General features: G+C 47.9%; 10 protein-coding genes and 5 pseudogenes. 13 read left to right on the top strand and 2 right to left on the bottom strand.

What is annotated here, in order from left to right:
- Positions 1 to 10: 10 nt before the first annotated feature.
- Both ACFPYJ_RS00730 and ACFPYJ_RS00720 read left to right on the top strand, forming a co-directional pair.
- Entirely contained in the window at positions 11 to 523 is a 513-nt protein-coding gene (locus ACFPYJ_RS00730) for a redoxin domain-containing protein (protein ID WP_379186115.1), read from the top strand.
- A 406-nt stretch (positions 524 to 929) separates the two neighbouring features.
- Positions 930 to 1,256, top strand: a complete 327-nt coding sequence (locus tag ACFPYJ_RS00720) for a sulfite exporter TauE/SafE family protein (protein WP_379186113.1) — start codon at positions 930 to 932, stop codon at positions 1,254 to 1,256.
- A gap of 50 nt (positions 1,257 to 1,306) precedes the next feature.
- Here the strand turns inward: ACFPYJ_RS00720 and serC are convergent, their stop codons facing one another.
- On the bottom strand, positions 1,307 to 2,398 hold the full coding sequence (serC, locus tag ACFPYJ_RS00715) for a 3-phosphoserine/phosphohydroxythreonine transaminase (protein WP_379186112.1): 1,092 nt from the start codon (positions 2,396 to 2,398) through the stop codon (positions 1,307 to 1,309).
- Positions 2,399 to 2,610: 212 nt separating this feature from the next.
- Here serC and ACFPYJ_RS00710 point away from each other — a divergent pair, with 212 nt between their 5' ends.
- Together ACFPYJ_RS00710 and ACFPYJ_RS00705 are read left to right on the top strand one after the other, a co-directional pair.
- A complete protein-coding gene (locus ACFPYJ_RS00710) occupies positions 2,611 to 2,919 on the top strand; it encodes a Rieske (2Fe-2S) protein (protein WP_379186111.1) in 309 nt (102 codons plus the stop codon).
- Between the two features lie 21 nt (positions 2,920 to 2,940).
- The gene (locus tag ACFPYJ_RS00705) at positions 2,941 to 3,684 is read left to right on the top strand and encodes an HAD-IIB family hydrolase (protein WP_379186110.1); all 744 of its coding nucleotides are present in this window, start codon (positions 2,941 to 2,943) and stop codon (positions 3,682 to 3,684) included.
- Positions 3,685 to 3,762: 78 nt separating this feature from the next.
- Here the strand turns inward: ACFPYJ_RS00705 and ACFPYJ_RS00700 are convergent.
- Positions 3,763 to 5,174 (bottom strand): annotated as a pseudogene (locus ACFPYJ_RS00700) (aminotransferase-like domain-containing protein).
- Positions 5,175 to 5,554: 380 nt separating this feature from the next.
- On the opposite strand from ACFPYJ_RS00700, the gene ACFPYJ_RS00695 reads away from it, so the two are divergent.
- The 9 genes and pseudogenes from ACFPYJ_RS00695 to ACFPYJ_RS00655 all read left to right on the top strand — a co-directional run bounded on the left by ACFPYJ_RS00695 (position 5,555) and on the right by ACFPYJ_RS00655 (position 11,624).
- Positions 5,555 to 5,923, top strand: a complete 369-nt coding sequence (locus tag ACFPYJ_RS00695) for a hypothetical protein (RefSeq protein WP_379186109.1) — start codon at positions 5,555 to 5,557, stop codon at positions 5,921 to 5,923.
- Positions 5,896 to 7,248, top strand: coding sequence for an NADPH-dependent assimilatory sulfite reductase hemoprotein subunit (locus tag ACFPYJ_RS00690; RefSeq protein ID WP_379186156.1), 1,353 nt, complete (start codon positions 5,896 to 5,898; stop codon positions 7,246 to 7,248). The genes ACFPYJ_RS00695 and ACFPYJ_RS00690 overlap by 28 nt, the downstream gene beginning before the upstream one ends.
- Positions 7,241 to 8,074 (top strand): uroporphyrinogen-III synthase, encoded by an 834-nt coding sequence (locus tag ACFPYJ_RS00685; RefSeq protein ID WP_379186108.1) that lies wholly within the window; start codon positions 7,241 to 7,243, stop codon positions 8,072 to 8,074. The genes ACFPYJ_RS00690 and ACFPYJ_RS00685 overlap by 8 nt, the downstream gene beginning before the upstream one ends.
- Positions 8,071 to 9,024 carry a carbon-nitrogen hydrolase family protein gene (locus ACFPYJ_RS00680; RefSeq protein ID WP_379186107.1) on the top strand — a complete coding sequence of 318 codons (954 nt, stop codon included), beginning with the start codon at positions 8,071 to 8,073 and terminating at the stop codon, positions 9,022 to 9,024. Before ACFPYJ_RS00685 ends, ACFPYJ_RS00680 begins: the two co-directional genes overlap by 4 nt.
- Positions 9,025 to 9,722: 698 nt before the next feature.
- Positions 9,723 to 9,905, top strand: a pseudogene (locus tag ACFPYJ_RS00675) (stalk domain-containing protein); the annotation flags it as partial.
- A gap of 102 nt (positions 9,906 to 10,007) precedes the next feature.
- Positions 10,008 to 10,433 (top strand): annotated as a pseudogene (locus ACFPYJ_RS00670) (stalk domain-containing protein); the annotation flags it as partial.
- Between the two features lie 54 nt (positions 10,434 to 10,487).
- Positions 10,488 to 10,633 (top strand): annotated as a pseudogene (locus ACFPYJ_RS00665) (excalibur calcium-binding domain-containing protein); the annotation flags it as partial.
- A 194-nt stretch (positions 10,634 to 10,827) separates the two neighbouring features.
- Positions 10,828 to 10,983, top strand: coding sequence for a plasmid mobilization protein (locus ACFPYJ_RS00660; RefSeq protein WP_379186106.1), 156 nt, complete (start codon positions 10,828 to 10,830; stop codon positions 10,981 to 10,983).
- 260 nt (positions 10,984 to 11,243) lie between these two features.
- Positions 11,244 to 11,624: pseudogene (locus ACFPYJ_RS00655) on the top strand (relaxase/mobilization nuclease domain-containing protein).
- Positions 11,625 to 11,856 lie beyond the last annotated feature (232 nt).

Raw genomic sequence — 11,856 nt, 5'->3', positions numbered from 1 at the left:
TGCCCGTTGAGTGTGGACAAAGTGGGGCCTGTTCGCGCTTGCGGTTGTCGCCATTGGTTATGCGATTGTGCACAGCTTGCCGCAAAATCAGGAAGACAGCAGTGTTGGAAGTATAGCGCCCTCATTTGAGCTGCCCGGTTTGCAAAGTAAAACGGTGCGTTTGGCCGACTTTCGGGGGACCGGCGTTCTACTAAACTTTTGGGCATCCTGGTGTGGCCCATGCGTCAAAGAAATGTCGCTCTTGAACGAAGCTTACGCGCAAACGGACGATATCGCAATGATTGCTGTCAATGTAGGAGAAAACCCGGAGCGGGTGAGACGGTTCGCTGAAGAACTGCGGTTGAATTTTTCGATCGCGATGGATCAGACCAATAAAATCAAAAAAAGCTATCGAATTAGTGGGCTGCCGGTTACGCTGCTCATTGACCGGAACGGTCGGATTGTGGAGCGAAGGACGGGGGAACTGCGAAGTGTTGATGATATCGAAGCGTTGTTGGAAAAGCTTCGCCTGGATGCTTCTTAGCCATCCATTCAAATTGATGATAGGTCAGGAGGTTGGTTCATATGGATCATGTCACCGCATGGATCGCCTTTGGCGGAGGGGTGTTGGCCTTTATATCCCCGTGTACGTTGCCGTTATACCCTTCCTTTCTTTCATATATTGCAGGCATTTCTATAAGCGACCTTCAGTCGCGCGGCGCATCGGGCGTCTCCGGAACTGTACTCCTACATTCGGTATTATTTCTGGCCGGGTTTTCGCTAGTTTATTACCTGTTAGGCTTTTCGGCCAGCTTATTGGGGCATTGATTTGAGCTTTATCGCGATTTGGTCCGGATGCTCGGAGGCGTATTTATTTTCTTGCTCGGTTGTTTTCTGCTGGGTCTGTTTGTCCCCGCTTTCTCATGCGGGAGCTGCGCTTTTCGACCCCGATGAAAGGGATCAGTCCGAAGTTTGGTTCTGCCCTTGCCGGAATCGTGTTCGCAACCGGATGGACACCTTGCATCGGTCCCATCTTCGGGGCGATTATGTACTCGAATATGATGAATCCGTCCCCATGGCCTACTTTTGTGAATGTAACGGCTTATGTCCTGTGGTTTGGTATTCCATTTCTGGTTATGGGCTATTTTATCGGGAAAATAAAGCTGGTGTTGAAATATTCCGGGCTCATGATGAGAATTGGCGGGGGAATCATGATACTGCTGGGGGTTTTATTGTACTTCGATCAAGTGAGCTGGCTCACTACATGGATATCCTAGCGGATAAGGAAGAATAAAAGGTTGGCTTCGGGGATGCCAACCTTTTGATTTCAACGATAACGTCTTTGAAAGTCTTTCATAAAATCGGCAAGCGCTTGACAAGCCTCATATGGCATGGCGTTGTATACGGAGGCACGAATATGCCCCAAGCTTCGGTGGCCCTCCAGTCCGACAAATCCTTGGGTGTTTGCTTCTTGGAAAAAGAGTTTCTCCAACTCATCATTCCACACTTTAAATGTAATGTTCATCAGCGATCGACTGGCTGGCTGTGCAAATCCCCTATAAAATCCGCCGCTTTGATCGAGGGTATCATAGATCAGTCTCGCTTTTTCCTCATTACGTTTCTCCAGAACGCTTAAACCGCCGCTGCGTTTTATCCACTTTAACACAAGATTCACCATATAGATCGAATAGACGGGTGGAGTGTTGTAAAGAGAGTTGTGCTTGATATACGTACGATAGTCCAGCATGGCGGGCAATGGGGCCGTATGATGTTGGATCAGTTCCTCCCGTAAAATAACGATGGTTACTCCGGCAGGGCCGAGATTTTTTTGAGCGCCGGCATAAATGAAAGCGAACTTCGATGCATCGAGCGGACGAGAAAGGATGTCGCTGGACATGTCCGCGATGACCGGAACGTTCCGGATAGCAGGAAAGTTGTGAAACTGCGTTCCATTGACGGTTTCATTCGAAGTGATGTGCAGATAAGCATCGGTTTGCGCATGAACCTGTATATCCTTCAGCGAAGGCATTTCCGTGAAGTTGTTTGTCTTTCCTGAATAGGAGACATATACATCGCCCACTTTACGGGCTTCCTCAATCGCTTTGTCCGCCCAGACACCGGTCAGGATATAGTTGGCTACTTTGCCCGGCACGAGAAGATTCATCGGGATCATGGAAAATTGCAGACTGGCGCCGCCGGGCAAAAACAGCACATGGTACCCTTCAGGCAATTGCAGCAACTCTTTAAATAAATGCTGGGTTTCATTGTGAATTTCTTCATACTCGGGCGAACGATGTGAAATCTCCATTAAGGATAAACCGATCCCTTTAAAATCCGTTATTTCTGCTTGTGCTTGTTCTAATACCTCATGTGGAAGCACTGCCGGTCCGGCATAAAAATTGTAAGGTCGTTTAGGCATCGTACTCACCCCTCCTATATGTTGATTCATGGAATGGGATTAATATAAAGGATTCAACGGAGCTCGTAACCCGCCAATCCTTGAACTTTTTATGCCATCCAGTTTTCGAAAGAAATGGAGGATTAGAACTTTTTTGTTTTGGACGGTTACGTGCTGATCATCTTTTTATATACTTGTGAAACCTAATGAAAATAGATCGCGAGGTTGAAGTGATGAATGAATATAAGTTGGGAAAGGAAAAAGACTTTGATCATTTTCCGGTACCCGTTGAAATTGAGAGCCAGCCGTACTATTTATTAAAGAATGAGTTTGCTTATCTTTTGGCATCTCGCATTTGCCCACATATGGGATACCCCGTAGAAACAGAGGAGGGTGGGCTTGTATGTTTTCTGCACGGTTGGACATTTGATGAAAGGACCGGGATTTGTAAGGAGATTTCTCATGAAAGGCTTACGACGCATCCTGTCTTTGTAAGGAACGGGGAATTGATTGTATGGTTGAAGACCGATGAGAAATCATAGGAACAGTGAAGGATGAGGGAGATGGACTCTATTTTGGACTTGGATGGTACGATTTGTTTTGGAGGGAATCCGGTATCAGAACCAATTGTGCATGCGTTGGAAAAAGTTCAGTCGGTTGGACATCACGTTATATTTTCTTCGGCGCGACCCATTCGCGATATGTTACCTGTATTGGATAAACGCCTGCATCACTGTACGATGATTGGCGGCAATGGTTCACTTATATTTCAAGATGGAAAGATGCGTTCCGCAGCTTTTCGTGAGGATCAGCGAAAACATCTCATGCGTTTGATTGAAAAATATGAAGCGACCTATTTAATCGATGGGGAGTGGGATTACTCGTATAGAGGACCTGAAGGGCACCCCGTTTTAAATTACGTGGATGCCTTGAACCTTGCCCGGAATGTTCCGGTGGAAGATCATCCGTTCATCGTTAAGCTTTTGATTATAACCGCAAACAACGTTGAACAGCTTGTCTTTGAGTTAAAGGGAATGGACGTGGCTGTGCACCGGTATCAAAACGATCCTATCGTTGATATTAGTCCACAAAATACGGACAAATATACAGCTTTGAAACAGTTGGGGATTCAAAATGGTCATTATATCGCATTTGGCAATGATACGAATGATGTCACCATGTTTCAAGGAGCCGCGCATACTCATAGAGGACTCGGCAAGTATGCGAGCGAACGTATTGCTTTAAACGGCGATTTTGAAAGGGAGATCGCCAGTAAATTGCTGTGGCTGTCGTTACAACACCGTTAAGTCGATCTTGTGTTCGATGATATAAAGAACAACCGCGGAGGTTCACACTCGGCGGTTGTTTCGTTTCAAGGGGGGCGGTTAACTTGTGCCAATCAGTGACCGCAACGCTTCTGCGAATCTTGAAATTCCCGGACCGATTTCATCGATTTTTGGTCTGGTAAATGTAATCCGGACAAAGCTGGAGTCCGTTCCGTAGACGCTTCCCGGTACGAAAACGACACCTCTTCGGATGGCTTCTTCCAGCAGCTTGCCGTCATGGACGTTGGGAAGCAACTTGCACCACAAATGCAGCCCTCCTTGAGGGATAGAGAACCGAACCAGATCATGCGGCAGCTCCTTCTGCAGCGATTCAATCAGTAAGTCCCATTTAAACTGCAATTGTATCCGTAGTTTAAAGTGGGACGACTTCAAAAACTGCGCGGCGACTTGCTGGGGAATGACGCTCAGTCCGAAATCCATCTGCTGCCTGGCATCTGACAGTCTTTTCCACAATGGCATGGGGGGCGTCCATCCAGCCGATGCGCAGTCCGGAGGCGGCGATTTTGGAGAACGATCCAATATATAGGATGGAGCCTAGCGAATCCATCGATTTGAGCGGTGAGGGAGGCGTTCCCTCATAAGCGGTCATCCTCCACTATAGGCAGTGCCAATTCATTGGCCATGTCCAGCAACTGCTTGCGCCGCTTCTCGCTCAGGACAGTGCCCGTCGGATTTTTGTAATTTGGATTCAGAAATACCATTTTGATGCGATGTTTTTTATATAAATCGCGAATGTCCTCGGGACGGACGCCATGCCGATCGACGAGGAGCCGGGACAACCGGAGGCCGGCGGATTGAAACATCGGCAGCGAGTAGCAGTAGGAAGGTTCAATGGCTACGGCGTCTCCCGGCGACAGCAGACATTGCGTAATCAAATACAACGATTGCTGCGATCCGGAAGTGATGAGGATGGAAGATTCGGTCGTTTGAATATCCCGATGCTGCCTCAGATAGGAAACCAGCGCTTGTCTGAGCGGAATGTATCCTTGCGGATGATCATAGCCCAAATAAGAAGTATAGCGGTGTTCACTCATCAGACTTGCGATTTCATCCATGGGCGCCAAATCCGCCGACAGCTCGCCGCTGGCAAAATCGATCAGGGAATGCTGCGTCAGCGCTTCCCGGATTTTGCGCATAAAAGGCAGGTTGGGCAGAAATCTGCCCCCTTAGGCATACCGTTTCCAGTTAGGCGTATGTTTGGGCGTAGCCCCCCATTTGGTCGTGCTGACGCGCGTTCCGCTGCCTGTTCTGCTTTCAATGATACCGAGCGAGCGAAGCTCGGCGAAAGCCAGAATGACCGTGCTTCGGTTCACGCCCAGCAGGTCGGCCAATTTGCGTTCGGATGACAGCAAGCTGCCCGGCGGAAACTCGCCGTATCAAATTCGCTGTTCCAAATGGTCGGCAATTTGTTCATATAGAGGTCTTTTGCTTTGGCGGTCGGGCTTCCACATGGTATTCACCTCCCTCATTTTTAAAATAAAACATGAATGTGATTTTTATCATAACACTGATTTTTGAAAATAAAGATGTTAATTTCATCTTAACCTTGGAAAATTTTTATCCATTTGTTGACATAGATGGTATTTATTTTAATCAATTGGGTTGTTCATTAGAAGAGATCATACGGCTATTTTTTGGAGAGAAATATTGTAAGTTGTGAATACAGCGGGCGAATACTGGTTGTATTTGTCCCGTAGGGATCCGTTTAAAAATGCACGGCTCATGATAAGTGGATGGCTGTAATTCATCTGCTTTTGGATGGTTTGTTTTTTGCTCTTTTCTTTTATCATAGTGGTTAAGTCGGAATTCAATGGGGAGTGAGTTCAGTATAATGGCAACCACAAATGATGAAAAACTATCCAAGGTCGAGATTATCAAACGGCAGAGCCGCCACCTGCGGGGCACGCTTAAAGAAGCGCTGCAGGACGGTGAGCCCAAATTTTCCGAAGATAATATTCAAGTGCTCAAGTTTCATGGCGTTTATCAGCAGGATGACCGGGACCTGCGAGCGGAGCTTAGAAAAGAGGGAAAGGAGCGGCATTACAGCATGATGATCCGCGCCCGCATTCCGGGCGGCGTGCTGTCTCCGGAACAATACTTGGTCTTTGACCGGCTGGCGGACGAGTATACGGATTATAAAAACATGCGCATCACACTCGTCAAACGCTTCAGCTGCATGGGATTCTCAAAGGCGACCTGAAGACGACAATCAAGACACTGAATGAAGCACTGGTGACGACACTCGGGGCTTGTGGCGATTCCGGCCGCAATACGATCTGCTGCGCGGAACCGGGAGACGAACCGTTTCGCGCGGAGATGCGCCACGATGTGCTTGCGCTTGCGGATCGGCTGAGCGCGAAAACGAATGCTTATCATGAAATTTGGGTGGACGGCGAGCCCATTCAACTCACGGAAGGCGAAACGGAGGAGCCGCTGTACGGGGAAGTTTACCTGCCTCGCAAGTTCAAGGTCGCCATCGTACCGGAGGGAGACAACTGTCTGGATGTGTACGATAACGATCTTGGACTGGTGGCGCATATTCATGATGGCCATGTCGAAGGGTATACAGTGTTGGTCGGCGGCGGCATGGGACGAATGGCGCTGGATCAGGACACCTACCCGAGGATCGCCAGTCCGCTCTGCTATGTAGCCAGAGACGAGGCGGTCGGAACAATTCTAGATACCTGCGTAGCCATCGTCACGATTGAACGGGATTTCGGCGACCGCACGAATCGGCGCTTTGGCCGTATGAAATATTTGATCGACAAACGGGGTTTGGCATGGTTCCGGGAAGAAGTCCAGGCGAGGCTCGGCCGGAGGCTGGAACCGCCGCGGCAACTGGAGTGGAGTAACGGGAATGATCATCTCGGATGGCATCGGGAACGCGACGGGATAAGTTATCTGGGCTTGTTTATTCCGTACGGTCGCATCAAGGATTCGGAGACGATGCGACTCAAGTCGGCGCTCCGCGATGTCGTGCAGGCATTCCAGCCGACGATTCGTTTCACTTCGCAGCAAAATGTCATTCTCAGCGGAATTACGGACGAGAATCGACTCGCCATTGAAGAACGGCTGCGTGCCGCAGGCGTACCGCTGCCGGAGGAACTGTCGAAGGTCCGGCAGAATACGATGGCCTGCGTTTCGCTGCCGACTTGCGGGCTTGCTTTGGCCGAGTCGGAGCGAGCGCTTCCGGAGTTGATGCCGCAGTTTGAGCAATTGTTCGATGAACTGGGACTTGCCGATGAGGACATCACCATTCGAATGACCGGCTGCTCGAACGGCTGCGCGCGTCCGTACAACGCCAATATCGCTTTTATCGGTCGCGCTCCCGGGAAGTATGACATCTTTCTAGGAGGAAGCGCACGGGGTACGGCTTTGAATGAGCGGTTTCAGGAAACCGTACCGTTCGAACAACTGGTGCATGCAGTCCGCCCTGTACTGGAGACTTTTATTCGGGAACGGGAAGCAGTCGAGGATTTCGGGACGTATTGGCGCCGTACCGGTTCGGGAGGACACCGTGGCTAAAGGATTGGAAGGGAAACGAGTTGTGATCACCGGCTCCCGCAAAATACGGGAACTCAGCGAGATTATTGCGCGGCAAGGTGGCGAACCGATCGTTCGTTCGCAGCAGGGCTTGCTCGTGCTGCAAGAACAGGATGTGGAATGTCACCTGTTCCAATTGCTCGAAAGCGGAACCGATTGGGCGATATTCACGACGGGAACAGGTCTCGAAGCCTTATTGGAACAAGCCGAACGAATTGGGATCCGCGACCGGTTGCTGGACATGCTGCGATGCTCCAAGGTTGGTGCGAGAGGTTACAAGACCTTTGCTTTGCTGAAGCAGCATGGCATTCAGCCAATCGTTATGGACGAAGATGGAACGACAAAAGGGTTGATCCATGCGCTGCAAGGATACGAGTATGCTGGTCAAGGCGTCGCCATTCAACTCCATGGCGAACCGATGCCTGAACTAGTTTCGTTTTTTGAAGGGAGAGGCGCTGTTGTCCGGGCCATCCTGCCCTATAAGCATGTGGCTCCCGTTAAGGAAGTTTCACGCCGGCTTAGCCGTGAAATAGAAGAGGGGTCTGTGGACGCGGTTTGTTTTACAACAGCCGTACAGGTCCGCTACTTCTTCCAATATGCGAATAATCATGGCCATTATTTGGAGATCAATGAAAGCTTTCGCAATTGGGTGCTCGCGGTTGCGGTTGGCAGAGTAACGGCTGAAGCGTTGAAGGAAGAGGGAGTGAAACGGGTATTGGCGCCCGAGAACGAACGAATGGGCGCAATGATCGTGGAGCTCGCTCATTACTATCAAAATGCATCGACCCAGAGAGGAATGGTGGAATGAAAAGTCGACGTGTCCAAGTTGCCGTTGTTCAGTCCGCGCCTATTTTATTTGATAAGCAGTCTGCCCTGGATAAGATCGCAAGCATGACAAAGGAGGCGGCAGGACAAGGCGCGAATCTGATTGTGTTCCCCGAGGTATTCTTGCCAGGTTATCCAAGGGGATTAAGCTTCGGCGCGCGTGTCGGTAGCCGTACGGTCGAAGGGAGAAAGGATTGGCAGCGCTACTGGGAAAGCGCGATCGAAGTTCCGGGGACCGAAACCGGGATGCTGGGCGAACTAGCAAAGGAATTTGGGGTTTATCTGGTCATCGGCATGGTAGAGAGGGACCAGGAGTTCAGTACGGGAACCTTATTTAATTCCATGATCTATCTCGGGCCGGACGGGAGCCTTCTGGGCAAGCATCGCAAGCTTGTGCCCACCGGCTCCGAGCGTCTCCTGTGGGGACAAGGCGACGGCAGCACACTAACCGTCATAAATACGCCGTTCGGCAGAATAGGCGGCTTGATTTGTTGGGAAAATTATATGCCATTGGCTCGAACGGCCATGTACGCGCAAGGCATCGATATCTATATTGCGCCAACGGCGGACGCCCGCGATACGTGGCAATCCACCATCCGGCATATCGCTTGCGAAGGCCGATGTTATGTCATTTCTTGCAATCAGTTTGCAACCAAAGCGTCCTATCCCGCCGATCTAGCTTACTATGCGGACATTCAGGAGGATGACGATATACTCAGCCGGGGCGGCAGCGCCATTGTCGGACCGCTAGGCGATTATGTAGTCCCGCCACTTTATAATGAAGAAGGGATTCTGATGGCGACTTTGGATCTTTCCGAGATCACACAAAGCCGGTTTGATTTTGACGCTGTCGGACATTACAGTCGACCGGATATCTTTCAATTAATCGTGAACGATAAAAAGCAAGAGATCGTTCAAAAAAAATTTAAATGAAATCGGTAAAAGTGGCAGTGACGCAATCTACTGATCTTCGACTTGAAAAGGTCATGATCGCCGACCCGCTCATCTAAGCACACTGCCTTTCGAGGAAGCCATTGAGAAAGTCCATCTTATCGAAAAAAGGCGTAATCCTCCAAAATAGAAAAGGAGATTGTGCCTTTTTTCGATATGATGAAGGTGTGTCTTGTAAGCAGGTAGTTCAGATGATCTCCCCAAGTAAAGTCCATGATTGCAATTCTATATATATATCTATACATGTTAGTAGTTTCGAAAGAAAATCTGTTGTGGCGGATCAAAGAACTCATCGATTTTAGGTTTGTCTATGAAGAGCAAGAAAAGAATTATTATTGTGACACAAGATGCCACGACAATTTTTTTAATATCTTAAGATGTGAAATGATTCACAAACTGCTCCTACTCTCCGTAATTCAGCCAAATCGGCAGTAAAAGCAGCAGATGGGTTGATTTTACGCTTCGGTCGAAAAAAGGGGTTTATCTTGCTAATTTTTATATCGATGCTGGTCCCTACTATCGTTCATAACTAGAAATCGCTTAATACATATATATTTTTTAAATCCAATCCATGAGAAGCCCAGAACGGATAAGGTTCCGGTCTTTGAGTCTGAAAACTAAAGGGGAGAGTTAAGAGAGTGAAAAACAGGCTGGAGATAACGCTAATATTAGTCATTTCAATGCTTCTATCCTTGACCACAATGGCAAATGCAGCAGCGAAAATGACGCTTATTGTTAACGGTGTGGTTGCGAGTGTCGAGCCGAAGGTTATTAGCGGTACTACATACGTTACAGTCCGAGCTGCAGCGGAATTACTAGGCGCGGATGTTAACTACAACGCGAAGGCTAAAACCGTGACGATTACGTCCGGTGATTCACCGCAGGCTGCAGCGCAAGAAGTAACGTCAAAACCGAAAATGAAGCTCATCGTAAACGGAATGATCGCCAAAGTTGAACCAATAGTGATGGGCGAAACGACATACGTACCTGTACGTGCGGCTGCGGAATTGCTCGGCGCAAATGTTAACTATGACTCGATAACGTTCACAGTTACGATCACAAGTGGAAACGTAACGTATGACGTAACGCTAAGATTCCCTGCCGATAAATATCCGGAGACAGCGGCGCACATAAAAGCGGCAATGGCGAATGGTAAGTCAGCGATCTGTACAATTGATCGAGGTGCGGACGCTAACCGCGAACAGTCACTCACAGGTATTCCAACAAAAGACGGCGATGACCGTGATGAATGGCCAATGGCGATGTGCGAAGAGGGTGGAAATGGAGCTGACGTTGCTTACGTTCCCTCATCTGACAATCGCGGAGCCGGCGCGTGGGTCGGCAATCAGCTTGAAGATTACAAAGATGGCACGAGAGTCCTCTTCGTAATTAGCGGTAAGACCAGTGGAAACGTAAAAGAAACGGAGCCAGAAATAACGCCGACAACTCCTCCTGCCAATATAACTAACGTTACTTATGCAAATTGCACCACAGTTAAGGCGTCCGGTAAAGCCCCGTTATACGAAGGAGTCCCGGCTATAGCACAAAGCTCGATCGTGACCGGGACGGTGTCGCGTGTGAATTATCATAAATTGCTAATTAATTACGTTAGTTAATTAGAAGTCGAATTTTATTCCATTACCGTCTTGTGAAAGAACGTTATTAGATTTCCCACGGGATCAGGGAACCAGGAAAGAAGAAAAACTTTGGTACAATAATAAGTGACGAAAGTTTAATAAGGATTTTACAGGTCTATGGGCAGGCTCGTTTATTACAGAACGCGAGATGGAAATGATTGACCAAAAGGCAGCGGTCGCAGAGCTGGATCGGAGCAAGTACCTTCGAAGAATGGCATTAGAGGGTTATATCATAAAGCGTGATTATACACAGGTGGAGCAATTGGTTTATGAGGTAAACAAGATCGGTAACAACATTAACTAAGTTGCCCGCCGTGCAAATTAAGTGGAGTATGTTAGCTTGGATGATATTAAATACTTGAAGAAGCAGCGAGACGGCATCTATAGTCAGATCGAAAAATTTTTCGATGGGGGATGATTCATTGTGCCATACGTAAAACAGATTACTATACGAACGACACTGAACCGTTCTCTAAAATACATCGTCAACGATAAAAAAACAGATTACGGCTGCTTAGTTACTGGCGTAATTGTGCAACGAATGATAAGCTCGCCTATAAGCAGATGATCGGGAATAAGAAAAAACACAATAAAGAAAAAGGAACGCTTGGTTTTCATTTCATTCAATCCTTCAAGGAGAATGAGGTTACCGATCCGTATAAAGCACATGAAATCGGATTGAAGTGGACCGAGAAATTGTTTGGCGACAAGTATTAATTTATCATCAGCACTCACTTAGATAAAAGTCATTACCATAACCACATCATTATTAATTCTGTTTCGCTGGATGGTAAGAAGTTTAACGCTTGTAAGCAGAGTTTGAAAGACGCAAGGGATTATTCAGATGAGGATGAGAAGGCGTATAACCTAAATGTCATTCCGTTCATAGAAACAAAGAATGCAGCGAGAATGAAGAGGATAAAAGAGGATTATATTTATGGCTGATTTTAACCGCTAGCTGATAGGGGCTAACGGTTTACTCTTAGAAAGTCACAAATGCGAAAAAGGTAACGGTAAAAGTCACGAAAACTTCGTTCGAAAATGAAATAAAGCCAAAGTCATTATTCTGTTTTGCACCATTGAAGCGGTCAAATCTCTTTAAAAGAGCATTTCCGAAAGCTTCTGTAAGCGGCTAAAAGATGGGCGGAATGATGTAATTACTGCATCATAACCCTGA

The organism is Paenibacillus solisilvae, from assembly GCF_042656405.1.
Classification (GTDB): Bacteria; Bacillota; Bacilli; order Paenibacillales; family Paenibacillaceae; genus Paenibacillus_Z; species Paenibacillus_Z solisilvae.
The sequence above is the reverse complement of the archived record's forward strand: the minus strand, read 5'-3'. Positions and strand labels throughout refer to the sequence as shown.